This window comes from Amycolatopsis sp. WAC 04197, from assembly GCF_003947475.1.
Taxonomy (GTDB): domain Bacteria; phylum Actinomycetota; class Actinomycetes; order Mycobacteriales; family Pseudonocardiaceae; genus Amycolatopsis; species Amycolatopsis japonica.
In genome coordinates this window covers 49,024-72,132 of sequence record NZ_QHJK01000007.1, presented here as the reverse complement: position 1 = coordinate 72,132, position 23,109 = coordinate 49,024, and the positions used below count along the sequence as shown (strand labels likewise).

The 23,109-nt window shown below is 69.8% G+C and carries 24 protein-coding genes; 10 read left to right on the top strand and 14 right to left on the bottom strand.

Annotated elements, in window-relative coordinates:
• Window positions 1–50 precede the first annotated feature (50 nt).
• Genes DMC64_RS24465 through DMC64_RS24450 form a run of 4 tightly spaced genes read right to left on the bottom strand, consistent with a single transcriptional unit; the run spans window position 51 to window position 3,788 of the window.
• Window positions 51–878 (bottom strand): enoyl-CoA hydratase family protein, encoded by an 828-nt coding sequence (locus DMC64_RS24465; protein WP_037346791.1) that lies wholly within the window; start codon window positions 876–878, stop codon window positions 51–53.
• A complete protein-coding gene (locus DMC64_RS24460) occupies window positions 875–1,567 on the bottom strand; it encodes an SDR family NAD(P)-dependent oxidoreductase (protein WP_125735432.1) in 693 nt (230 codons plus the stop codon). Before DMC64_RS24460 ends, DMC64_RS24465 begins: the two co-directional genes overlap by 4 nt.
• On the bottom strand, window positions 1,564–3,066 hold the full coding sequence (locus DMC64_RS24455; RefSeq protein WP_125735431.1) for a benzoate-CoA ligase family protein: 1,503 nt from the start codon (window positions 3,064–3,066) through the stop codon (window positions 1,564–1,566). The genes DMC64_RS24460 and DMC64_RS24455 overlap by 4 nt, the downstream gene beginning before the upstream one ends.
• Entirely contained in the window at window positions 3,063–3,788 is a 726-nt protein-coding gene (locus tag DMC64_RS24450; RefSeq protein WP_037346798.1) for a creatininase family protein, read from the bottom strand. Before DMC64_RS24450 ends, DMC64_RS24455 begins: the two co-directional genes overlap by 4 nt.
• 48 nt (window positions 3,789–3,836) lie before the next feature.
• Here DMC64_RS24450 and DMC64_RS24445 point away from each other — a divergent pair, with 48 nt between their 5' ends.
• The 4 genes from DMC64_RS24445 (at window position 3,837) to DMC64_RS24430 (ending at window position 7,857) form a co-directional block, all read left to right on the top strand.
• On the top strand, window positions 3,837–4,658 hold the full coding sequence (locus tag DMC64_RS24445; RefSeq protein WP_125735430.1) for a PaaX family transcriptional regulator C-terminal domain-containing protein: 822 nt from the start codon (window positions 3,837–3,839) through the stop codon (window positions 4,656–4,658).
• Window positions 4,655–5,437, top strand: coding sequence for a tryptophan 2,3-dioxygenase (locus tag DMC64_RS24440; protein ID WP_007033945.1), 783 nt, complete (start codon window positions 4,655–4,657; stop codon window positions 5,435–5,437). Before DMC64_RS24445 ends, DMC64_RS24440 begins: the two co-directional genes overlap by 4 nt.
• Window positions 5,434–6,627 (top strand): kynureninase, encoded by a 1,194-nt coding sequence (locus DMC64_RS24435; protein WP_125735429.1) that lies wholly within the window; start codon window positions 5,434–5,436, stop codon window positions 6,625–6,627. Before DMC64_RS24440 ends, DMC64_RS24435 begins: the two co-directional genes overlap by 4 nt.
• Before the next feature lie 159 nt (window positions 6,628–6,786).
• Window positions 6,787–7,857, top strand: a complete 1,071-nt coding sequence (locus tag DMC64_RS24430) for a Glu/Leu/Phe/Val dehydrogenase (protein WP_037346807.1) — start codon at window positions 6,787–6,789, stop codon at window positions 7,855–7,857.
• Window positions 7,858–7,954: 97 nt separating this feature from the next.
• On the opposite strand, the gene DMC64_RS24425 is transcribed toward DMC64_RS24430, so the two are convergent.
• Together DMC64_RS24425 and DMC64_RS24420 are read right to left on the bottom strand one after the other, a co-directional pair.
• Window positions 7,955–8,143 (bottom strand): DUF5302 domain-containing protein, encoded by a 189-nt coding sequence (locus tag DMC64_RS24425; RefSeq protein WP_005162443.1) that lies wholly within the window; start codon window positions 8,141–8,143, stop codon window positions 7,955–7,957.
• A gap of 74 nt (window positions 8,144–8,217) precedes the next feature.
• Window positions 8,218–9,183 (bottom strand): helix-turn-helix domain-containing protein, encoded by a 966-nt coding sequence (locus DMC64_RS24420; RefSeq protein ID WP_037346810.1) that lies wholly within the window; start codon window positions 9,181–9,183, stop codon window positions 8,218–8,220.
• Window positions 9,184–9,313: 130 nt separating this feature from the next.
• On the opposite strand from DMC64_RS24420, the gene DMC64_RS24415 reads away from it, so the two are divergent.
• Window positions 9,314–10,789 carry a carotenoid oxygenase family protein gene (locus DMC64_RS24415; RefSeq protein WP_125735428.1) on the top strand — a complete coding sequence of 492 codons (1,476 nt, stop codon included), beginning with the start codon at window positions 9,314–9,316 and terminating at the stop codon, window positions 10,787–10,789.
• Here DMC64_RS24415 and DMC64_RS24410 read toward each other — a convergent pair.
• Both DMC64_RS24410 and DMC64_RS24405 read right to left on the bottom strand, forming a co-directional pair.
• A complete protein-coding gene (locus tag DMC64_RS24410; RefSeq protein WP_125735427.1) occupies window positions 10,738–11,211 on the bottom strand; it encodes a hypothetical protein in 474 nt (157 codons plus the stop codon). The genes DMC64_RS24415 and DMC64_RS24410 overlap by 52 nt on opposite strands.
• 93 nt (window positions 11,212–11,304) lie before the next feature.
• Window positions 11,305–12,174 (bottom strand): alpha/beta fold hydrolase, encoded by an 870-nt coding sequence (locus DMC64_RS24405; protein ID WP_037347031.1) that lies wholly within the window; start codon window positions 12,172–12,174, stop codon window positions 11,305–11,307.
• Between the two features lie 61 nt (window positions 12,175–12,235).
• Between DMC64_RS24405 and DMC64_RS24400 the strand changes: the two genes are divergently transcribed.
• Window positions 12,236–12,973, top strand: a complete 738-nt coding sequence (locus tag DMC64_RS24400) for a TetR/AcrR family transcriptional regulator (RefSeq protein ID WP_125735426.1) — start codon at window positions 12,236–12,238, stop codon at window positions 12,971–12,973.
• Between the two features lie 101 nt (window positions 12,974–13,074).
• On the opposite strand, the gene DMC64_RS24395 is transcribed toward DMC64_RS24400, so the two are convergent.
• Together DMC64_RS24395 and DMC64_RS24390 are read right to left on the bottom strand one after the other, a co-directional pair.
• On the bottom strand, window positions 13,075–13,695 hold the full coding sequence (locus tag DMC64_RS24395) for a TetR/AcrR family transcriptional regulator (protein WP_037346818.1): 621 nt from the start codon (window positions 13,693–13,695) through the stop codon (window positions 13,075–13,077).
• A 201-nt stretch (window positions 13,696–13,896) separates the two neighbouring features.
• Window positions 13,897–15,261: an ATP-binding protein gene (locus tag DMC64_RS24390; protein WP_125735425.1), complete on the bottom strand. Its 1,365-nt coding sequence runs from the start codon at window positions 15,259–15,261 to the stop codon at window positions 13,897–13,899.
• Between the two features lie 77 nt (window positions 15,262–15,338).
• Between DMC64_RS24390 and DMC64_RS24385 the strand changes: the two genes are divergently transcribed.
• From DMC64_RS24385 to DMC64_RS24375, 3 genes are read left to right on the top strand one after another with little or no spacing between them, the layout of a single operon-like run.
• Entirely contained in the window at window positions 15,339–15,845 is a 507-nt protein-coding gene (locus DMC64_RS24385; RefSeq protein WP_233629794.1) for a lipoprotein ABC transporter ATP-binding protein, read from the top strand.
• Window positions 15,842–16,501, top strand: coding sequence for an ATP-binding cassette domain-containing protein (locus tag DMC64_RS24380; RefSeq protein ID WP_038517618.1), 660 nt, complete (start codon window positions 15,842–15,844; stop codon window positions 16,499–16,501). The genes DMC64_RS24385 and DMC64_RS24380 overlap by 4 nt, the downstream gene beginning before the upstream one ends.
• Window positions 16,498–17,613, top strand: coding sequence for an FtsX-like permease family protein (locus DMC64_RS24375; RefSeq protein ID WP_125735424.1), 1,116 nt, complete (start codon window positions 16,498–16,500; stop codon window positions 17,611–17,613). The genes DMC64_RS24380 and DMC64_RS24375 overlap by 4 nt, the downstream gene beginning before the upstream one ends.
• On the opposite strand, the gene DMC64_RS24370 is transcribed toward DMC64_RS24375, so the two are convergent.
• The 4 genes from DMC64_RS24370 to DMC64_RS24355 all read right to left on the bottom strand — a co-directional run bounded on the left by DMC64_RS24370 (window position 17,607) and on the right by DMC64_RS24355 (window position 21,611).
• A complete protein-coding gene (locus DMC64_RS24370) occupies window positions 17,607–18,311 on the bottom strand; it encodes a response regulator transcription factor (protein WP_125735423.1) in 705 nt (234 codons plus the stop codon). The two genes, DMC64_RS24375 and DMC64_RS24370, sit on opposite strands and share 7 nt — an antisense overlap.
• A 223-nt stretch (window positions 18,312–18,534) precedes the next feature.
• Entirely contained in the window at window positions 18,535–19,341 is an 807-nt protein-coding gene (locus tag DMC64_RS24365; RefSeq protein WP_125735422.1) for a sugar phosphate isomerase/epimerase, read from the bottom strand.
• Window positions 19,341–20,492, bottom strand: coding sequence for a dihydrodipicolinate synthase family protein (locus DMC64_RS24360; protein ID WP_199755080.1), 1,152 nt, complete (start codon window positions 20,490–20,492; stop codon window positions 19,341–19,343). Before DMC64_RS24360 ends, DMC64_RS24365 begins: the two co-directional genes overlap by 1 nt.
• A 78-nt stretch (window positions 20,493–20,570) precedes the next feature.
• Window positions 20,571–21,611 (bottom strand): LacI family DNA-binding transcriptional regulator, encoded by a 1,041-nt coding sequence (locus DMC64_RS24355; RefSeq protein WP_037346841.1) that lies wholly within the window; start codon window positions 21,609–21,611, stop codon window positions 20,571–20,573.
• Window positions 21,612–21,649: 38 nt separating this feature from the next.
• Here DMC64_RS24355 and pip point away from each other — a divergent pair, with 38 nt between their 5' ends.
• Entirely contained in the window at window positions 21,650–23,059 is a 1,410-nt protein-coding gene (gene pip / locus DMC64_RS24350; protein WP_125735421.1) for a prolyl aminopeptidase, read from the top strand.
• Window positions 23,060–23,109: the final 50 nt, after the last annotated feature.

The window sequence follows — 23,109 nt, the reverse complement described above, 5'->3', positions numbered from 1 at the left end:
GACCAGTCACGACCGAAAGGCCGGAGCCCCCGACGGTCACCGAAAAGACCTCACCGACCAGTCCACTGAGGCGAACGCCCAGCCGTCCAGGCCGCATAGAACTCCCCGTGATCCTTCGCCGTCATCAGCAAAGCCTGCGTGATCGCCTCCAGCTCGATGGAACTCCCCAGGTCCATATCCAGCTCACGCGTCAACAGCACCTTCGTCGTGCTGTAAGCCAAAGCCGGCCCATCGGCAAGACGCCGTGCCAACGCGGAAGCCTCCGAAGCCAAGTCTGAGTCGGGAACCACCTTCGAAGCCAGCCCGATGGTCTCGGCCCGGGTGGCATCGATCTTGTCGCCCAGCATCAGCAGTTCGGTCGCCCGGCCGAGCCCGACCAGCCGCGGCAGCAGGTACGCCGAGCCCATGTCCGCACCGGCCAGTCCGACCTTCGTGAACAGGAAGGCGAACTTCGCCGAAGACGCCAGCAGCCGGAAGTCGCTCGCCAGAGCGATCACCGACCCCGCGCCCGCGGCGACACCGTTCACCGCGGCGATCACCGGGATGGGGCACTCGCGCAGCGCCTTCACCACCGCGCCGGTCATCCGCGTGAACTCCAGCAGTTCCGCGGACTCCATCTTCTGCAGTTCGCCGATGATCTCTTCGACGTCGCCGCCGGAGCAGAAACCGCGCCCCTGCCCGGTGATGACCAGCACCCGGACGTCGCCGCGATGCGGCAGTTCGGCCAGCAGGTCGCGCAGGTCGGCGTAGCTGTCGAAGGTGAGCGCGTTCAGTTTGTCGGGGCGGTTCAAGGTGACCGTGGCGACGCCATCGTCCACGGTGAACTCGAAGTGCTCCCAGTCCGTCGTGATCGGCGGCGTGGCGCGGAACGGGCTCATGACTGGATCCCACCTCCATCGAGGACGAGTGTCTGTCCGTTGATCGCGGCCGCTTCGGGCGCCGCGAAGAAGGTCACCGCGTGGGCGACCTCGTCGGGTTCGAGCAGGCGGCCGAGTGGTGACGCGGCGGCGAGGGCGGCTTCCGCGTCGGCTTCGTCGCGGCCGGTCCGTTCCTGGATCCGGGCGACGGAGGCGGCCGTCATGTCCGTGCGCACGAAGGCCGGGCAGACGGCGTTCGCGGTGACGCCGGTGCCCGCCAGTTCCGCGGCGGTCGCCCGCATCAGGCCGACGGCGGCGTGCTTCGACGCGGTGTACCCGGCCGTGTAGCGGTAGCCGATATGCGACGCAGTCGAGGCGACGGTGACGATCCGGCCGGTGTCGCGTGACCGCATGCCGGGCAGGACCGCCCGTGTACAAAGGAAAGCGCCGGTCGCGTTGACTTCGAGCTGGGTCCGCCACTGCTCCAGCGAGGTCTTCGCCAGCGGGGCGCTCGCCGAGATCCCGGCGTTGTTCACCAGTACGTCCACCGGCCCGAGACCGTCGAAGTACCGCGCGACGGCGTCTTCGTCGGTGACGTCGCAGTCGGCCCGGCCGGGGGCGTGCACCTTGTCGCCGGCGGCCCGGAACCGGGCGGCGATGGCCGCGCCGATCCCGCGGGTCCCGCCGGTGACGACGACGATCCTGCTCACTCTGCCTCCACCCGGCGCAACGCGCGCCGATCGAGTTTTCCGTTGGCGGTGCGGGGGAGTTCGGTCACGAACACCACCTCGCGCGGGTACTTGTGCTTCGCCAGCTGGGCCCGCGCGTGATCCTTGAGTTCCTCGGCCGTGGCCGAAGCGCCCTCCGCCAGGACGACGCACGCCCGCGGGACGACGAGGCCGTCGACGGTCACGCCCAGCACCGCGCAGTCGACGACGGCGGGATGACCGATGAGACAGTCTTCGATCTCGCTCGGCGCGACGAACACGCCGGACACCTTCAGCAGATCGTCGGCGCGGCCGTGGTGGTGGAAGTATCCATCGGTGTCGCGGCTGAACAGATCGCCGGTGCGCAGGGTGTCGCCGTGGAACGTCCGCGCGGTCTTCTCGGCGTCTCCGTGGTACTCGCGCGCGATGGTCGGACCGGTCACCTCCAGGGTGCCGATCTCGCCGTCCGGCAACGGATCGCCGCTCTCGTCCAGCACGCGGGCGGTGTAGCCGGGGACCTCGCGGCCGAGGCTGCCGACCCGCTGCGCGCCGGGCACATTGGACAGATAGATGTGGTACGCCTCCGACGAGCCGATCCCGTCGATCACCGGGACACCGAACAGGTTGTCCCACTTGCGATGCAGTTCCGACGGCAAAGCCTCACCCGCCGACGTCGCGAGCCGTAGCGAGCTCATGTCCACAGAGGACGCCGATGGGTGGGCGATCATCGCGCTCATCATCGTCGGCACGTTGACCAGGATCGTCGGCCGGTAGCGCTCGATCAGCGAGAACAGCAGGTCGGCGGTGCTGCGTTGCGGGAACACGATCCCGGACGCGCCCACGCCGAACGGGAACAACGCGGTCAGATCGCGCGCGTAGCCGAAGAACAGCTTCGGCACGGCCAGTACGCGGTCGTCCTCGCGGAGTCCGAGCACGCCGAGCGCGTACCGGTCGAAGCTTTCCAGCGCGCTGCGCGCCGGATGCACACACGCCTTGGGCGCGCCGGTGCTGCCGGTGGTGAACTTCCAGATCGCGACGTCGTCCAGCGTGGTCGGCGCGGCTTCGAGTTCGTCCGATGCCGATGCGATCAGCGTGGAGAACGAGTGCTCGCCGGGCAGCAATTCCACATCGCCGACGACCAGCAGGTTCCGTGCCCCGGCTTCGCGCAGCGCGGGCAGCGTCGAGGCGTCCGCGATGACGACGACGGCCTCCGTGTAGCCGAGGTAGTACGCGTAATCCTTGGGCTGCAGGAAGGAATAGACCTCGGCGGTGACCGCGCCGATCTTCTGCGCCGCGTACCAGACGGCCACGAACTCGACGCTGTCGTTCAGTGCCAGCAAAACCCGTTGTCCACTTCGGACACCGAGTTCGCGCAGCACGTTCCCGGCCCGGTTCACCAGGGCGCCGAGCTGCGCATACGTGACTTCCTCGTCGCCGCACAGCAACGCCGTCCGCTGTCCGGGGAGGCGGTCGACGAAATGGGTCGCCAGATTGAAGGTCATACGAGCTCCCGGATCGCTTCGACCAGGATGTCGGTGAGCACCGAGAAGGTCTTTTCGCCTTCCTCGGCGGTCGCCTGGGCGGGGGTGCCGCAGTAGGCCTCGGTCATCCCGGCCGAGGCGAAGTCCGTGACCCCGCCGCGTGCCAGGTCGACGTGGACCGCGGGCAGTCCGCGCTGGACGGCGGCGTCGACGAGATCCGGCCGGTCGGCGAGCACCAGCGACGTCTCGTATTGCCCGGCATGGCATTCGCCCGAGCGGAACTCGTCGGTGAGCCGCGCGGCGTACCGGCGGCGGACGAGGTCGACGAAGCCGACGCCCGCCGCCTCCGCCACCCGTCGCAGTACGGCCAGGTGCGCCGGTTCGAAATGGTTGTTGACCAGCAGGATCCGGGTGAGCCCCTGTTCGGTGAGCGCGCCGCAGATCTCGGTCAGCAGCGCGTACAGGGTCTCCTCGCCGATCGAGACGCCGCCCGCGAACCCGGCGGCGAACCGCGTCACCCCGTACGGCACCTCGGGCAGGATCAGCACGCGCAGACCGGGATCGCCTGCCAGCCGCGCGGCGGCGCGTTCGCACATCCCGCGCGAGATCAGGGGATCGGTGCCCAGCGGCGCGTGCGGTCCGTGCGGCTCGACGGCGCCCACCGGGAGCAACAGCACGGGAACACGCGCGTCGGACGCGAGCGCGGCCACCTGACGCGAGCTCAACTCCGCGAAGTACGTCACTCGAATCAAGCTACACCGCAGCGGCCTGAGGTGTATAGAGTTGCGCTCATGCCCGAATCGGCCCCGCCCCACGGCGACCCAGGTCCCCAGGAGCTGGTGATGACGCTGCTCGGTACCTACGTGTCGCCGCGCGAGAGCCGTCGTGTCTGGTCCGGCGGCCTGGTCGGCGTGCTCGCCGGGCTCGGCTTCTCCGACGGCGCCGCGCGGATCGCGCTGGCCAGGCTCGCTCGCCGCGACCTGCTCGCGAGGCACAAGGCCGGCAGGCTCGTCCACTACTCGCTGACCCGTCGCACGATCGCGTTGCTGGAGGACGGCGACCGCCGCATCTTCTCCCTCGGCAGGCGCGACCGCGAGGTCGGGCAGTGGACCGTGCTGTGGCAGAGCATCCCGGAAAGCCGCCGCCAGGCGAGGGAGCGGCTGGTGCGACGGCTGCGTTTCCTCGGATTCGGCCCGGTCCAGGACGGCACCTGGATCGCGCCGCACGACCGCGAGGCCGAGGTGCTCGCCCTGCTGGCCGAACTGGACGTCGCCGAACACGCCGGGCTGATGCTCGGGAAACCGTCGGCCGGGCTCGACGTCCGGCGGTTCGCCGCGCGGGCGTGGAACCTCGACGGCCTCGCCGCGCGTTACGACGCGTTCGTCCGAGATTTCGGCGGATATTCAGGCGACCTGCCTGACGCCGAGGCGTTCCAGGTCCGAACCTGGCTGACGCATACGTTCCGCGCCTTCCCGTCGCTCGATCCGGAGCTTCCGGTCGGGCTGGTGCCCGCTCCGCCGAGCCGGGCGGCCGCGGTCGAGTTGTTCCACGATCTCTATCAGGCGCTGGCCCCGGCGGCGCAACGCCATTTCGACGAGGTGACAGAAAAATGAACGACACTCAAGCCGCATTGAGTTACACGTCCTACCTTTCGCTGGACGAATTGCTGGACGCACAGCATCCGCGGTCCGACGAGCACGACGAATTGCTCTTCATCGTGATCCACCAAGTGTATGAACTTTGGTTCAAACAAGTTCTCCACGAGGCGCTTTACCTGCAGGAGCAACTCGAAGCGGGTAACACCGCTCACGCCGTCCGCACTTTGCGGCGAATCCTGACTATCTTCAAGGTGGTGGTCGCGCAGATCGATGTGCTCGAGACGATGACTCCGAGCCAGTTCACCAGTTTCCGTGCGCGACTCGACGCGTCGAGCGGGTTCCAGTCGGCTCAGTTCCGTGTCCTGGAGGCCGTCCTCGGCCGCCGGGACGAGCGGGTGTTCGCGCATTACCCCGAAGGCGGTGAACAGCGCGCCCAGATCGCGGACGCGATGTCACGGCCGTCGCTCTTCGACTCCTTCGTCACCTACCTCGCGGTGAAGGGGTACGACGTCCCGACCGGGCGCGATGTCACCAAGCCACTCGAACCCTCTCCGGCGCTCCAAGAGGTTCTGTTGCGGGTCTACCGCGACGACACCGGGCCGTCCGTCGTGGCGGAGCACCTGGTCGATCTGGACGAAGGGATGCAGGAGTGGCGGTATCGGCACGTGAAGATGGTCGAGCGCACCATCGGAGACAAGACCGGGACGGGGGGTTCGTCGGGCGCGCACTATCTGCGTACGACGCTTTTCTCCCCGATGTTCCCGGATCTCTGGGCGGTGCGGAGCAGGCTTTGACGAACCTCGACGAACTCCGCCGCGATCCCAACGCGCTCGCGGAGCACTACCAGGCCTTCGGCGTGGCGGACAGGATTCTGCTGACCGGGCATTCGCATCAGGCGTGGCCGGACGTCGCGCGGGAAGGTCTTCTGGAGGCCTTCGCCGACGCGGCCGAAGAGGTCGACACGAAGTGGGAGCGTGCCTTCGCGAAGGCCGACGAGATGCGTGCCGGGTTCCGGGCGCTGCTCGGTGACCCGCACGGCGCCATCGCGCTCGGCGCCAGTACCCACGATCTGGTGATCCGGTTCCTCTCGGCGATGGACCTGCCCCGCCGTCCGCGCCTGGTCACCACCGACGGCGAGTTCCACACCCTGCGCCGTCAGCTGGGCAGGCTGGCGGAGGAGGGCGTCGAGGTGGTCCGCGTCCCCGCGGCGCCGGTCGCCACGCTGGCCGAACGCGTCGCGGCCGAGGTCACCGAAGACACCGCCGCCGTGCTCGTCTCGGCCGTGCTGTTCGAGACCTCCCGGCTCGTGCCGGGTCTCGCGCATCTCGCCGACGTCTGCCTTTCGAAGTCGGTGAACCTCGTCGTCGACGCCTACCACGCGCTCGGCGTCGTCCCGTTCTCGCTGCACGACCTCGGGCTCACCAACGCCTGGGTGCTCGGCGGCGGTTACAAGTACCTCCAGCTCGGCGAGGGCAACTGCTTCCTGCGGATGCCCGCGCACGCGCAGGAACTGCGGCCGGTCGTCACCGGCTGGTACGCCGAGTTCGGCGCGCTCGCGGACGAGCGCCGGCCCGGCCAGATCGCCTACGCCGCCGGATCGGACAGGTTCGCCGGAGCGACCTACGACCCGACGAGCCACTACCGGGGCGCTCGCGTGTTCCGGTTCTTCGCCGAGCACGGGCTCACGCCCGAGTTCCTGCGGGAGGTTTCGCGGCACCAGGTGGGCTTCCTCGCCGAGGGCTTCGACAAGCTCGGGCTGCCCGAGGACGTCATCACCCGTGACCGGGAGACGCCGCTCGACCGCGTCGGCGGCTTCCTGTCGCTGAAATGCGCCGACGCCGGTGCGCTGCAGGCCGCTCTCGCCGAGCGCGGCGTCCGGACCGACAGCCGCGGCGCGTATCTGCGGTTCGGACCGGCGCCGTATCTGTCCGACCGGCAGCTCGATTCCGCGCTCCGTGTCCTTCAAGAGGTCGTCAACGGCTGAGAGACCTCGGCCCCGGCTTGGCGAACGGACCGGGGCGATCTAGGTTTGCGATGTGGCACCGTCGCCGCCGGACGACCTTCGTCGGGGACTGTGCCTTGTTGCAGGAACTTCGCACGTGAGCCACAAGCAGCGTGCACTCCAGGACAAGGAGTCACCACAGTGACCGAAGTGTTCGGCCAAGGTACCGGCCATGAACAGGTCGTCTTCTGTCAAGACCAGGCCACCGGCCTGAAGGCCATCATCGGGATCTACTCGACGGCGCTCGGGCCGTCGCTCGGCGGGACCCGGTTCTACCCCTACGAGTCCGAAGACGCCGCGCTCGCGGACGTCCTCGCGCTGTCGAAGGGGATGGCGTACAAGAACGCGCTCGCCGGGCTCGACCTCGGCGGCGGCAAGGCCGTCATCATCGGCGACCCCCAGAAGCACAAGACCGAAGCGCTGCTTCGCGCCTTCGGCCGGTTCGTCCAGACGTTGGGCGGCCGCTACATCACCGCCTGCGACGTGGGCACCTACGTGCAGGACATGGACGTCGTCGCCCGCGAATCGGAGTTCGTCACGGGCCGCTCGCCGGAGAACGGCGGCGCCGGCGACTCCTCGGTGCTCACCGCTTTCGGCACCTACCAGGGCATGCGCGCCTCCGCGGACACCGTCTGGGGCGTCCCGGACCTCGCGGGCCGCAAGGTCGGCGTCGCCGGTGTCGGCAAGGTCGGGCACATCCTGGTCGGGCATCTGATCGAGGCGGGCGCGCAGGTGGTCATCACCGACGTGTCGCCCGCGGCGATCGAACGCACCCGCGCGGCGTACCCCGGGGTCGAGGTCGTCGAAGACCTCGACGCGCTGATCCGCACCGAACTCGACGTCTTCGCGCCGTGCGCGCTGGGCGGGGTGCTCACCGACGAGACCGTCGGCCTGCTCCGCTCCAAGATCGTCTGCGGCGCGGCCAACAACCAGCTCGCGCATCCGGGCGTCGGCAAGCAGCTCGACGACCGCGGCATCCTCTTCGCGCCGGACTACCTGGTCAACGCCGGTGGCGTGATCCAGGTCGACGACGAGCGGCACGGCTTCGACTTCGCGCGCGCCAAGCGCAAGACGACGGCCATCTTCGACACCACCAAGGCGGTCTTCGCGCTGGCGAAGGCCGACGGTGTGCCGCCGGCGACGGCGGCGGACCGGCTGGCCGAACGCCGGATGGCCGAGGTCGGCGGGCTGCGGTCGATCCTGACGGTGTAGCTCCCCCGAAAGCGGCCCTCAGAACGCAATGAAAGGTCCTTTCCTTGCAAAATTTGCAAGGAAAGGACCTTTCATGGCACTTGGATGTGCCGGGGACTCAGCCGCTCTTGCGACGGAAGGTGCGCTTGTTCGCCGCCGGACCGTGCGCGTGCAGGTTCTTCCCGCCGCCGTTCTCGTGCGCCGAGCCTGAGCGGGCCTGAGCCTGCTTGCGCTCCAGGGCCTCGCGGAACTTGCGCTTCGTGTCGTCCTCTTCGCCATCCGCCGGGGACGGTGCGGGTTCAGTCATTCTTACCTCCGAGGTGACGACGTGTGACCACGCCAGCCTGTCAGGAACCGACCGGCTTGGCGAGTCGATTTACGTCACCTGGACGGCGCGGGCAGCTGGACCGGACCGCCGAACCGGACCCGGTCCCGCAGCAGCGGGTGCCAGCAGTGATCGCACAGCAGGATCGGCTTCAGCCGGTTGCCGCAGTCCACGTGCTCCAGCGTGATGTCGGGCTCCTGGCCCGGGACCTCGAAACCCCGCGACCATTCGGCGATGAAGGCCAGCGCGGGGAAGAACGCGAGCCCTTTCGCCGTCAGCCGGTAGTCGTGCGCGTCGGTGCGGGTCTTCGCGATCCCGGTCCGCAGCACGCCGACGTCCACGAGTCGCGACAGCCGCCCCGAGAGCACGCTCGGCCCGATGCCCAGTTCGCGTTCGAACTCCGAGAAATGCCGTGCCCCGAGCAGCGCGCTCACCACGACCCCGGTCGACCACCGGTCGCCGAGGAGTTCCATCGTGTCCGGGAAGAACATCAGCGGATCGCCCGCGAGCGACTCGGCGTCCTTGCGGCGGAAGCGTTTCGACGCCGTCGCTTCGACGACGCCGGTCTCGTCGAGCCGCCGCGCGCGGACGTCGCGGGCGTCGACCCGGCGTTCGCACGAGGCGCAGCCGAGCGGCGCCGACGTGGCCAGTTCGCAGTCGAGATGGATCAGCGTCGGCAGTACCGCGCGCCGTCCCTCGACCCATTCCCGTTCCCACGCCCAGATCGAGATCAGCAGCGGCCACAGATCGAGACCGCGTTCGGTGAGCCGGTACTCGTGCCGGGTGCGGCGCGCGTCCCGGTACGGCGTGCGGACGAGCACGCCCGCGTCGACCATGTCGCGCAGCCGCCCGGACAACGCGGTGGGGGAGATGCCGAGCCGCAGCCGGAGCTCCTCGTAACGGCGGAAACGCAGGAAAAGGCTCTGCAGGATCAGCAAGGTCCACTGATCGCCGAGCAGTTCGAGCGCCCGGCGCAGCGGATCGCCCGCCGGCCGGACGCGGGGCGCCGTCGCCTCTGTCACGTGGTTCCTTCCGAGGGTGGTGTCGCTGTCAGCGTACTACTGACTACAGCAACAGAAGCCTCTTGACACCTGACTACAGAAATCATAGTGTCTCAGCCATCGGTCAACACGAACCAGCCGGGGAGTACCGATGACGAGCACCTCCGAGCAGCCGGTCCTGGTGGCAGTCGCCACCGGGGAACCCGAGGTCAACCCGTACCTGATGGGCGTCTACGCCCCGGTCGGCGACGAGATCGACGCGAGCGATCTCGAGGTCGTCGGCGAGATCCCCGCGGACCTCAACGGCGTGTACCTGCGCAACGGGCCGAATCCCCGGTTCGAGCCGGAGGGGCGCTACCACTGGTTCGACGGCGACGGCATGATCCACGCGGTCCATCTGGAGAACGGCAAGGCCCGCTACCGCAACCGCTGGGTCCGCACCAAGGCGTTCGAGGCCGAATCCGAAGCGGGCAAGGCGCTGTGGAAGGGCGTCATGGAGTCGCCCAAGGGCAACCCGTTCGGCAACACGCACGGCCTGAACGTCAAGGACAGCGCCAATACCGACCTGATCTTCCATCGCGGCAAGGTGCTTTCGACCTGGTACATGTGCGGCACGCCGTACGCGGTGGATCCGCTTTCGCTGGAGACATTGGGCGCCGAGGACTTCCTCGGCACGCTGGTGGGCGACATGATGGCCCATCCGAAGGTCGACGAGCGCACCGGCGAGATGTTCTGGTTCGACTACGGGCCGCGCCCGCCGTACCTGCGCTACGGCGTGATCAGCGCGGACGGCAAGGTCGCGACCACGACCGACATCGAACTCCCCGGCCCGCGCCTGCCGCACGACATGGCGATCACCGAGAACTACGCCGTCCTGATGGATCTACCGCTGGTCCAGGACAGGGAGGCGGCGCGCAACGGCCGTCACCGGCTGGTGTTCGACCGGTCGTTGCCGAGCCGGTTCGGGGTGCTCCCTCGCTACGGTAACGGTAGCCAGATCCGGTGGTTCGAAGCCAGCCCCTGCTACATCTACCACGTCGTCAATTCCTGGGAGCAGGGCGAAGAAATCGTCCTCGACGTCTGCCGCGTCCAGCGCCCGCAACCGCGCGCGGACGCGCACACCCCGCTCGCCAAGATGCTGTCGTACCTGCGGCTGGACGCCTCGCTGCACCGCTACCGGTTCAACCTCCGGACCGGGCAGTGCCTGGAGAACCAGCTCGACGACGACAACACCGAATTTCCGTCCGTCGACTCGAGGGTGGTCGGCGGCCGGAATCGCTTCTCCTACGCGGTGCACATCTCGCCGGAGTCGACGCTCAAATTCGACGGCCTGGTGTGCTACGACAATCTTGCCGGCGCCAAGACCGAACACCGGTTCGGTCCGGGCCGGTGGGGCAGTGAGGCGCCGTTCGCACCCCGCGACGGCGCGGCCGCCGATTCCGCCGACGGCTATCTGGTGACCTTCGTCCAGGACGAGCGTGAGGGGCGCTCGGAGCTGGACGTCTTCGACGCCGCCGATCTCGCTGCCGGACCCGTGGCCAGGGTCCTGTTGCCCCAGCGGGTCCCGCTCGGTTTTCACGCGACCTGGGTACGAGCGGACCAGCTGGAACCTTCCCGTGATCGATGATCCCCGTCGCACTCGCCCGCCGGAGGGGGATGGGCAGGTGTGTCAGGGCCGGAAAGCCGCGTCCGAGTCGCCCCTTCCAGGGGGTGGGGCGACTCGGACCCGGCATCGTGGACGAAATGCCGTGCGAGCGCGCCGACCGCGGTCGCGGCGGTGAACACGAGGGCGGCGACGCCCGTCTCGGTCGTGAACTGGAGCGCGCCCAGTGTCCCGACGGTGAATCCCGAATGGACACCCCAGGCGATCACGGCCGTCCCCGCGGTCGCGGTCAAACGCGTCGCGACACCGCTGACGAGGACGACGAAACCCAAGGCCAGCAAGGAAAAGACGTGATGTCGCGCCGAACCGAGGAGTCCGGCCACCGACGCCGCGGCGACGACGGCGGCACAACCGAACGGGAAGCCGAAACACTCGGTTTTCCTCATCCGCCCAGTCAACTCCGGCTCACCGGCCGTGCCGCGGGCGTGAACGCCTTCCCTACGGCTCCACCGGGAACCTTGACGGAATCCTGACCCCGGTCAGGCTTCGCGCGCGTGCGCGATGATCGCGTCGGCGATCGCGGGCCACAGCTGCCGCGGCAGTTCGTGGCCCATTCCGGGGAACAGCAGCAGTTCCGCGTCCGGGATCGCTTCCGCGGTCGCCTTCCCGCCGCTGACGTTGATCAGCGGGTCGCTCTCGCCGTGGATGACGAGCGTGGGGACGTGGACGTCGCGCAGCTTCGCCGTGCGGTCACCCGAAGCGACGACGGCGGCGGCCTGCCGCAGCGCGCCCTCGGGGTGGTTCGCGCGGTCGTAGTTGCGGGTGGCCTTCATGCGCAGGAACTCTTCGTCGGACGGGTGACCGGGCGAACCCACGAGCTTGAACCACGCGATGCCGTCTTCGATCGCCTGTTCCCGGGTGGCGGCGGGCGGCCGCGTCAGCCCGGCGAGCGCGGCGGGTTCCGGATGCCCGACCGAGGGATCCCCGGTGGTCGACATGATCGACGTGAGGCTGAGCAGCCGCTCCGGCGAGTCGATCGCGAGCTGCTGCACGATCATCCCGCCCATCGACGCCCCGACGACGTGCGCGCGGGCGAAACCGAGCGCGTCGAACAGCCCGGTGATGTCGGCGGCGAGATCGGACAGCAGGTACGGCGCGGAGGTCAGGTCCCCCGCGGCGAGCGCGGCCAGATCCGGCGCGGGGAGATCGTCCAGATAGGACGAAAGGCCGATGTCGCGGTTGTCGAAGCGGACGACGTGGAACCCGCCCTCGGCGAGCAGTGCGCAGAAGCCCTCCTCCCACGTCACCATCTGGGCGCCGAGTCCCATCACCAGGACCAGCGGCGGATCCGTGGGGGAGCCGAAGGTGTCGTACTCGAGTTCGAGACCGTTCACACGCGCGCGGGGCATGGCCTGATCCTGCCGGAAGCCCCCGCCGTCCGACCAGCCGAATGCGGATACGGTAGCCCGCATGCCGACTTTCTCCGAAGACGCGGGTTCCCGGCCGAGGTCCCGCGCGGCTTCCGGACGGCCGGCCGTCACCAGGGACCGGATCGTCGACGCCGCGCTGGAGCTGTCGGCCGAATCGGGCCTGGAGAACTGGACGTTGCGGCAGCTCGCGGCCGCCGTCGACGCCTACCCCGCGGTGGTCTACCACCACGTCGGCGACCGGGACACCGTCGTCGTCGCGGTGCTGGACCGGGTGGTCGGCGAACTGACGCTGCCCGACGAGACCTTGTCGTGGCGGGACTGGTTCGACGAATTCCTGCCGACCGTGCGGACCGTGCTGCGCCGCTATCCCGGTTCGGCGCGCCGCCTCGCCCTGTTCGGGCCGTCGGTCGCCGCCGCCGTGCCGACCATGAACACCGGCATCGGCCGTCTGCTCGCGGCCGGCTTCGGCGGCGAAGCGCCGTTCGCCTACAACCTGCTGCTCGCCACCGCCTGCCAGTTCGTCGCGATGGAGGACGACCGGGAGAGCGCGATGGCGCTCCAGCTCGACCGATGCGAGGGCTACGCGGCGTACCGCACGCGCGAGGATCTGCCCGGAATGGCGGCGCTGGGCGAGTCGATCGCCGAGCTGGTCGCGGATCCCGACCTCGCGGCCGGTTACTACGAGCGGCTTTACCATTACGCCGTGCAGCGTTGTCTCGACGGTCTCGAACTCCGGCTCACCCAGCTGAACGCAATCGGACGTTTGACAGAGCCGTGACAGGGAATCGGCGTAGTGTGGAGGAATACCGGTGCTCGTCACCGGTCCCGAAGCCCCTGGCACCAACCTCCCCCTCGAGGTGCCGGGGGCTTCTCCCTTTCTCAGCCTCGCTGGATCTCGGGGAAGACCTCACCGACCAGCGTGACCAGCGACTTGCTCAGCAAGGTGTGCACCTGCGCGCGATCGAGTGAACCGCGCACGAGCCATTCGCGGCCCGCCGCCTTGACCATCCCGCCGAACGCGCGGACGAGCGCGTTCAACTCCGGCCCGTGTTCGCTTTCGCGGGAGAGGCCGACGGCTTCGAGCACCCGGTCGGCCGATTCGCGATCGGCTTCTTCGAGGATCCGTTCGACCTCGAGGTCCCGGCCGATGCCCTCCGGCGCGATCGCGGCCAGCCACATCTTCTCCTGGCTGGTGACCATGTCCAGGAACCAGTCGATGGCGACGTCGGCGCGCAGTTCGAGCGGGCCCTCCGGCAGGATCTCGACGGCGAGCCGCGGCACGGTCAGCGCCCGCCGGATGATCTCCAGGTAGAGCTCGCGTTTCGTGCCGAAGTAGTGGTTGATCAGACCCCTGGCGACCCCGGCCTCGGCGGCGATGTCCGAAGTGGACACTTCCGAGTACGGGCGGTCGGAGAAAAGGCGGGCCGCGCAGGCGAAGATCTGCTCCTTGCGCTCGTCCGGTTCCAGTCTCCGCCATCTCGGCGCCGGCTCGGTGGTCATGCGGTCAATCTTCCCACGATCGATTCAGCCCGGCCGGGCAACTGCTCGATTCCTGTGACATTCAAAAGCAAAGTGTCAGTTAATCCGGCGTGTACCGTCTGTTGGCCCGCTGGTCTTTACCGTCTTCAGTCAGGTGGCATGCCGTGCGCGCTGTCGGGGCGCGTTTGCCTCCTACCGGCCCGGCCTGGCGAGTAACCCCCCCTAGCTCGCCAGGCCCGGGCCTTCTTCTTTCGGCGAGGGGCGCTCGGCGGGCAGCAGCAGCGTGAACGTCGTCGGCGCCGGGCTGGTCAGCCGCAGCCGCCCGCCTTCCGCCTCGGCCAGGCTCCGCGCCAGCCGCAGGCCGATCCCGTTGCCTTCGTGGTCCTCGGTCCGGTCGACGGTCGCGAACGGATCGTGCCCGTCCTCGATGGCGCCCTCGTCGCTCACGTCGATGGCCAGCGCGTCCCCGGCGTCGCGCGCGAGGACGGACACCGTGCCGCGTCCGTGGGTCGCCGCGTTGTCCAGCAGTACGGCGAGCACCTGCCGCACGGCCGCGTCCGCCGCCCGCGCCGGCAGGGCGTCCCGGCCGCTGATCCGCAGCGCGCGGCCGCGTCCGGCGAGCAGGCCGTGCCAGGTCTGGCGGACCTCTTCGAAGAGTTTGCCCAGGTCGAGCAGCGCGCGTGGGGCCCTCGTCTGTTTGGCCAGCGCCAGCAGGTCGTCGATGGTGCGTTCGAGCCGGTCGGCCGAGGCGATGCCGTCGCGGATCGTCGCGTAGGGGTCGCGGTCGGGGCTTTCCAGCGCGGCCTCCAACTGGAGCCGAAGCCCGGTCAACGGGGTTCGCAGCTGGTGGGAGGCGTCGGAGGAGAAGGTCCGTTCGCGGTCCAGCGTCTCGCCGATCCGCTCGGACGTGACGTCGAGCGCCTCGGCGACCTGATCGATCTCGTGGACCCCGGTCCGGCGGGCGCGGACGGTGAAGTCGCCCTCGCCGAGCCGTTCGGCGGTGGCGGCCAGATCCTCCAGCGGCCGCGCCAGCCGGGTGGCGATCCGGCGCCCGATCAGCCAGCTCGCGCCGATCGCGATCCCGGCGAGCGCGATCATCTTCAGCCAGGTCAGGCGGATCTTGGCGTCCAGCTCCGAGCGGGGATGGGCGGCGCGGACCACCCCGACCAGCGACGGTCCGCTGAGCACCGGGACCGCCAGGACGATCTCGTCGTCGCGGGTGCCGGTCGCCATGTCGGTGTAGTGCGCTTCGCGGACGAAGCGGTCTTCGCTGTTCGGGCCGTTGCCTGCCAGGAGCCTGCCGGTCGGGGTGTAGACCGCGACCCTGATCCCGCGGATCCGCCCCTCCTCCTCTTTGACCGGCCTCAATTCCGGGATCCGGCCGTTGGCCAGGTCGCCGGCCACGCCGAGGACGACGGTGTCGGCGACCCGTTCGAGGTCGTGGGTCGAGTTGCCCTCGTGGAACTTGGCGACCGCGATGGCCAGCGGCGCCCCGAACAGGGTGATCGCCAGCACCGCGGCCAGCACGGTGAGGGTGACGATCCGGCGGCGCACGCTCAGAGTGTGGCCGAAGTGCGAGAGGATCACCCACCCGACGCGATATTTTGCCGTCCGTTGACCTGAGATCAAGGCGATGTTGACCCCCTTCGCCTTACCTTGGGGCCATGCGCCGACGTGCCGCCGTCATGGCAGGCCCGGGGCCCGGATCCGTCCCCCTCGTCCGGTTCGCCGTCCCGGGCGAGTGTGTGGCCGTGCTGCCCGCCGGAAGTGGCGAGCCCCTCCTCGGCGCCCCCGGTGTCGGCGTGCTGCTCCGGCGCGGGAACCTCTTCGACCACCTCACCGTCGAGCGGAACGTCGTGCTGGCGGGGCGGCTCGCCGGGCGGCGCACCGCGGGCGACCTGCTCGAACTCGTCGGGCTGGCCGGACGGGGCGACGACTACCCGGACACGCTTTCGGCGCTGGAAGGCGCGAGGGCCGGGGTCGCCGTCGCGCTCGCCGGAGCGCCTGACGTGGTCCTCGCCGACGAACCCGCCGGAGAACTCGACGGGCTCGCCGCACTCGAACTCATGGATCTGCTGTGCGCCGTCGCGGCTCGCGGGACGGCCGTCGTCGTGGCGACCCGTGACCCCGAGATCGCGGCGGCCGCGCAGCGGATCGTGAGAGTGGCGTGACGGCGCCACTGGTCCGCGCCGACGAACTGGCGCACACCTACGGTTCCGGGCTGACCGCCGTGGTCGCCGTGCACGGCGTCACCTGCGTGATCGGCGCGGAGACCCGCGCGGTGGTGACCGGCAGGGCGGGTGCGGGGAAGACCACGCTGCTGCATCTGCTCGCCGGGATGAAGAAACCGACCGCGGGCACCATCGACTGGCCCGCCTTCGAGCCGTCGCCGCCGGGACCCGACCTGATCGGGCTGGTGCTGCAGGACGGCGGGCTGCTGCGCGACCTCGACGTCCGGCTCAACGTCGCCCTGCCGCTGGTGCTCGCCGGGCGGACCGGCACGGCGGTCCGTGACGCCGTCGACGGGGCGCTGGAGCTCGTGGGCCTCGACGGCTTCGCCAAGAAGGCGCCCCGCGAGCTGACCGGCGAGCAGATCCGGCTCGCCATCCTGGCCAGGGCGCTCGCGCCCGCGCCGAAACTGATCCTCGCCGACGACCCGGCGGGCTGGCTCGACCAGCGCGAGGGCGAACGGCTGCTCGGCAGGCTCGTGCGCGCCGCGGACCAGCTGGCCGCCGGATTGCTGGTGGCGACGGCCGAAGCCGCCCCGGCCGGGCTGTTCGGGGAACAATGGGCCATGGTCGACGGGAAGCTGGTGCTGGACCGGTGATCGCCGCGATGGCGTTGTGGGTCGGCGGGATCGCGCGCGTGCGCCCCGCCAGGCTCGGCGTGCCCGCGGCCGGGGTCGCGATCGTGACCACGCTGCTCGCGGTGCACGACTGGACCTGGGCCCCGGCACCGCGCTGGATCCCCGCGATGGTGCTGGTGGTGCTGCTGTCCACCCCCTCGGCGAGGGTGCTGCGGGCGGATCAGGATCTGCTGCGTGCCCGCGGCGCCACCGGCGGGCAGGTGGTCGGGTTGGCCGCGGCAGAGGCCGCGGCGGCCGGGCTGGCGGGCGGTGTGGTCGGGAGCGTCGTGTCCCTGGCTTGTGGCTTCGCGACCGGCACGGGCGTAGCGGTCGTCCGGGAAATCGTTCTCTTGCTGCTCGCCGGAGTGCTCGTGGCGGCACTCGCCATCCTGCCCCCGGTGCTGCGCGAGTGGTATTTCGTCCCGGCCGACGGCGGGCCGCCCTGGTGGTCGCCCTACGGCCTCGACGTCATCCTGCTCGCGCTCGCCTTCGTCTGGCCGCTGTTCGGCTGGGCGGGCGGCACGATGCTGCTGTGGCGGCTGGTGGAGCTGGGGCTGCGGAAGGGAAAGCGGGCGATCGGCGGGATACTCCGGCCGCTCGTCTCGGGACTCGCCGGCGTGATCGCGCTGTCCATTTCGTGGCGGAGCGCGCTCCTGGCGCGGTCTCTGGTGCTGGTCGCGCTGGCGGTGGCGTTCGCCATGGCGACCGCCCTCACCAAGGACGGCTGCGGCGAGGCCGAGGTGGATCTGATCGCCTCCCTGATCCTCGCGGCCGCCGCGGCCGGGCCGTCGTTCGGGGCGGCGCTCAACGAACGCCGCCGCGATCTGCTGATCGTGAGCACGCTCGGCGGGAAACGGCGGCAGGTGGCGGCGTTCATCGCGGGTGACGCGCTGGTGGTCGGCGGCGGCGGCCTGATCGCCGGGCATCTGCTGGGCGTGCTGTTCGTCTTCGTCTCGAAGGTGGAAAGGGTGCCTTCGCCGCACGGCTACTTCGGGCTGCTGGCGCTGGTGGTGATCGGGTCGTGTGTGGCGGCGTCGGCGAGGATCGCGCAGCTCGCCGCCCGCGACGAGGTCTCCGACCTGCGCGATTACTGATTCTCGAAGGGTTGTTCCAGGCGGTAGCCGTGGCCGCGCAGGGTCGAGATCCTGGGCGCCTGCTCGGGCGTGGGCGCCGATTCGGTCAGCTTCCGGCGCAGCGCCGCGATGTGGACGTCGAGCGTCTTCGTGGAGCCGTACCAGTGCGCGTCCCACACCTCGGACATCAGGGTGTCACGGCTGACCGCGACACCCGGCTGCTCGGCCAGCCGGGCGAGCAGGTCGAACTCCTTGGCCCGCAACGCGATCTCCCGCCCGCCGACGCTGACCCGGCGGCCGGCGGTGTCCACCCGCAGATAGCCGATGGCGATCGCGGGCCTGCTCTCCGGCGGCGCCGTCCCGCGCCGCAGATGTGCCCGCACCCTGGCGAGCAGTTCGCCGAGCCGGATCGGTTTGGTGAGGTAGTCGTCGGCGCCGGCCTCCAGGCCCACGACGACGTCCATCTCCTCCTGCCGCGCGGTCAGGATGACCAGGACGGCGCCGGGCAGCTCCGCCCGCAGCCGGCGGCAGACCTCGACCCCGTCCAGATCCGGCAGGCCGAGGTCGAGCAGGACGAAGTCGATGTCGCCGTCCGCCGCGGCCGCGAGCGCGGTGCGGCCGTCACGCTGCCAGGAAACCTCGTAGCCGTGCAGACGGAGGGTCGATTCGAGGACGCCGCCGATCGCGTCGTCGTCTTCCACCACCAGCAGTTTCGGCATGCGGGGGAGCTTAACCGTTGAACACTGTTCTTTTCGGCTTGGACGTTAGGAACACCACCCGTTCCGTAACGGGGAGCTAACGTTTCCTTCGATATGTCCATAAAGGACAGAGCGCGGCGGTCGCGAGGCGCAGCCAGGCGAACACGTCACCGACACGGGCGTACACGCTCTGTGTTCTCGCTGAGCGTCATGGCAGCCGACCGACGCGCTCCGTCCGTACGGGTCAGGAAACGTGGTCGCGGTAGGCCTTGACGGTCTCCGCGAGCACCTCGCCACCGGGGCGGCGCCAAAGGTCGGCGTCGAACACCTCGACCTCGATCGGCCCGGTGTACCCGGCGGCCTCGACACACGCTTTCAGCTGCCGGTGGTCGATCGGGCCGTCGCCGGGCAGCGCCCGGCCGAGCAGGGTGTCGGTCAGGGGCACCTTCTGGTCGCAGACGTGGAATCCGGCGATCCGGCCCGCCGCCGCGGCGATCGACTCCTCGATCCGCGGATCCCACCACACGTGGAATTCGTCGACGATCACGCCGACCTGATCGGCCGGATGCTCCAGCGCGATCGCCAGCGCCTCGTCCACAGTGGACAGGACCGAACGCTCGGCGCACTGCATGGGGTGCAACGGTTCCAGGCCGAGGCGGACCCCGCGCTCACCGGCGTACGGCGCCAGCGCTCCGACCGCGTCCGCCACCCGCTGCCGGGAGGACTTAAGACTGCCGTTCACCCCGCCGACGACCAGGACGAGGACGTCCGCCCCCAGTGCGGCGGCTTCGTCGATCGCCTCCCTGGTCTGCGCGACACCGTCCACTCCGGCGCCTTCCGGGGTGACCCCGGTGAAGAAACCGCCACGGCACAACGACGACACGCCGACGTCGTACTCCTTGAGCAAGCGGGCGGCCTCCTCGACGCCGGTCTCGGCGACCTTGTCCCGCCACAGGCCGATCCAGCGAACGCCCGCCTCGGCGCAGCCCGCGACGGCCTCCGGCAGCGACCACGCCTTGGTGGTGATCTGGTTCAGGCTCAACCGGTCCATCAGGCCACCCCCGCCGCGGCCAGCAGCGGCCGCATCCGTGCGACGGCGAGGTCCGGATCGGTCAGCGCGCCCGCGGCGTCGGCCAGGCGCAGCAGTTCGGCCAGATGCGTGATGGAGCGGGCCGACTCGCGGCCGGCGACCATGCGGAAGTGGTCCTGGTGCCCGTTGAGGTAGGCGAGGAAGACGACGCCGGTCTTGTAGTTCCTGGTGGGAGCACGGAAGATGGCCCGGCTCAAGGCGACCGTCGGGTCGAGCAGGCCGTGGAAACCGGCCTTGTCACCCTCGTCGAGGCGGGCGAGCGCGGCGCCCGCGACCTGCGCCACGGCGTCGAAGATGCCCAGAAGCGCTTCGCTGTGGCCCTGGTCGTCCCCGGCGATGAGCTCCGGGTAGTTGAAGTCGTCGCCGGTGTAGCACTTGACGCCTTCGGGCAGCGCGCGGCGGAATTCGGTCTCGATCGACGCGTCGAGCACGGAAACCTTGACCCCGGCGATCACGCCGGCGTGCTCGGCGCAGAGCCTGCCCAGTTCCTCGGCCGCCTCGCGGACGTCGCCGTGGCCCCAGTAGCCCGCCAGCGCCGGGTCGAACTGCTCACCCAGCCAGTGCAGCAGGACCGGGCGGTCCGCGCCGGAGAGCAGTTTTCCGTACGCGGCATGGTAATCCGCGGGTCCGGAAGCCGACGCGGCGAGCGCGCGGCTGGCCATCACGACCGGGATCGCCCCCGCCTCGCCGACCAGGTCCAGCTGCTCGCGCCAGGCGTCCACAATGGACCCGGCGGTCGCCTCGCCGTCGGGGAGCTGGTCGGTGCCGACGCCCGCCACCCACGGCCGTCCGGCGGCGAGCGCCCCGGTGCGGCGGATCAGGTCCTTGGTGGTGGCCCAGTCCAGGCCCATCCCGCGCTGCGCGGTGTCCATGGCTTCGGCGACGCCGAGACCGCAGGACCACAGGTGCTCGCGGAAGGCGAGCGTGGTGTCCCAGTCCAGCACCGCGCCTTCTTCGGGGTCGGCGGGGGCGAACGGGTCGGCGACCACGTGCGCGGCGGCGTAGGCGATGCGGGAGGTCGGCGGCGTCGCCGGTTTCGCGGGCGTTTCCGCCCCTCGCGGCGTCCACTCCACCAGTCCGCCGTCGGCGGTGGGAAGGGCGATCAAGGTCATCGGATCTCCGTGGCACGGGTGTGAGAAAGCGCTTTCTCGGACCACGTTAAGTCACCCCTCAGGCCACACACAAGGGTTTCAGCGGGCGGGAGCGGCGGTGCTGCGGCGCAGGACGACCTCGCCGGACATCTTCACCACGCGCGGCCGGGTGCCGGGGGAGGCCTTGAACGCCAGGTCCATGGCCCGTTCGCCCAGCTTTTCCAGCGGCAGCGCCACCGTGGTCAGCGCGGGCGTGAGATCGCGCACTACCGGGATGTCGTCGAAACCGGCGATCGACATCTCGCCGGGCACGGAGACCCCGGCGTCGCGCAAGGCCGACATCGCGCCGATCGCCATCACGTCGGTCACCGCGAACACGCACGTCGGCCACTGCTTACGCGGCCGGGCGAGGACCTTCTCCATCGCCTCGTAGCCGCCGTCGCGGGTGAACGCCGCCTCGAAGACGTCGTCCTCGGCCAGTTCGACGCCGTGCTCCAGCAGTTCCGCGGCGAATCCGTCGAGGCGGTCGACGACGGTAGTCAGGCTCTTCGGCCCGGCGAGCACGGCGAAACGCCGGTGTCCGAAGTCCAGCAGGGCCTTCGCCAGTTCGGCGCCGCCGCCCCGGTTGTCGGGCTGGACGGTGTCCACTTTGAGCCCGCGGTGCCTGCTGACCGCGGCGACGTGCCCGCCGCCGCGCCGGTACGGCTCGAGTTCGGCGGCCATCGCCTTTTCCCACGCCTTGTCCTCGAACGCGGAACCGATCAGCAGAATGGCCGACGCGCGCTGGGCACGCAGCGTCGAAACGTACGCGACCTCCTTGGCCGGATCGCGGAACGTGCTCGCGAGCATCACCAGAAGATCGTTTTCACTCGCCGCGCGCATGATCCCGCCGGCGATCGCGGCGAAATACGGGTCGCCGACGTCGTGGCAGATCACTCCGACGGTCGGCTGTGAGCCACCGGCCAACGCCTGAGCGTGAGCGTTGGGGGTATAGGAGAGTTCGGCCGCCGCGGCGATCACGCGTTCGCGGAGATCCCCCCGGACGGTGGCGGTGCCGTTGAGTACGCGGGACGCGGTCGCGAGCGACACGTCCGCGGTGCGCGCCACATCTTCCAGCGTCACGTGGGGGCGGGCCTTCATCGATCCTCCAAGCTGGCGTTTGGGGCATAGTGGCGGACATGCTCGGCCTTTATCCGGAAATCGAACCTTACGTCCAAGGGATGTTGCCCGTCGGTGACGGCAACGAGATCTATTGGGAGGAATGCGGCGATCCCGAGGGCAAGCCGGTGATTTTCCTGCACGGCGGCCCCGGGGGCGGTTCGAGTCCGAGACATCGCAGACTGTTCGATCCGGACCGGTACCGCATCGTCCTTTTCGATCAGCGCGGCTGCGGGCGCAGCACGCCGAACTGCGCCACCCCGGAGGCGGACCTTTCCGTCAACACGACGTGGCATCTGGTCGCCGACATCGAGCGCTTGCGCGAGCATCTGGACATCGAACACTGGATGGTCTTCGGCGGTTCGTGGGGGAGTGTGCTCGGGCTGACCTACGCGGAAACCCACCCGGAGCGCGTCACGGAACTCGTCCTCCGCGGGGTGGCCACCTTGCGGGTGAAGGAACTGCAATGGCTCTACGGCGGGGGAGCGGCGTTCCTCTTCCCCGAGGCGTGGTCGCGGTTCCTGGCCCCGGTGCCGTATTCGCGCCGCCAGGAGAACCTGATCGAGGTCTATCACGAACTGCTGAGCCATCCGGATCCCGCCGTGCACGGCCCCGCCGCGATCGCGTGGAGCCGGTGGGAGGGGGAGACGGTCAAACTGCGTCCCCACGACGAGGTGATCGACGCGTTCAGCGATCCCGCGTTCGCCCTCGCGATCGCGAGGATCGAGAACCACTACTTCCGGCACGGCGGCTGGCTGGCCGAAGATCAGCTGCTCCGCGACGCCGGGAAGCTACGGGACATCCCGTGCGTTCTGGTCCAGGGACGCTACGACGTGGTCACCCCGGCCATCACCGCGTGGGAGCTCAGCCAGGTGCTGCCTTCCGCCGAACTGGTGATGGTCGGCGACTCGGGTCACGCGTTCGACGAACCCGGCACCCTGCACGAGTTGATCAGCGCGACCGACCGATTCGCGTCAGACTGGCGGGGCGCCGGTACACGCCAGGACGAGAGGAACGCAGACATGCTTTTCGGTGACGAGCACGTCCGTCGCTACGAAGAGACCGACGGCGAGGTGGGCCACGACTGGGAGAAGGGCGCACCTTGCCTCATCCTCACCACCAAGGGCCGCAAGACCGGCGAGGACCGCAAGTTCGCGCTGATCTACCAGTTCGACGACCAGGGCAACCCGGTGATCGTGGCCTCCAAGGGCGGCGCGCCGGAGGACCCGGGCTGGTACAAGAACCTGCAGGCCAACCCCGAGGTCAAGGCCCAGGTCAAGGCGGACAAGTTCACCGCGCGCGCCCGGACCCTCGAAGGCGAGGAGCGCGCGAAGCTGTGGGAGAAGCTCGCCGCCGTGTGGCCGGATTACAACGAATACGCGAAGAAGACCGACCGCGAGATCCCCGTGGTGGTGCTCGAGCGCGTGTGATCCGCGCCGCGTTCGCGCGTGGTCGTAGCCGAACCGGAGCGGGTTCGGCT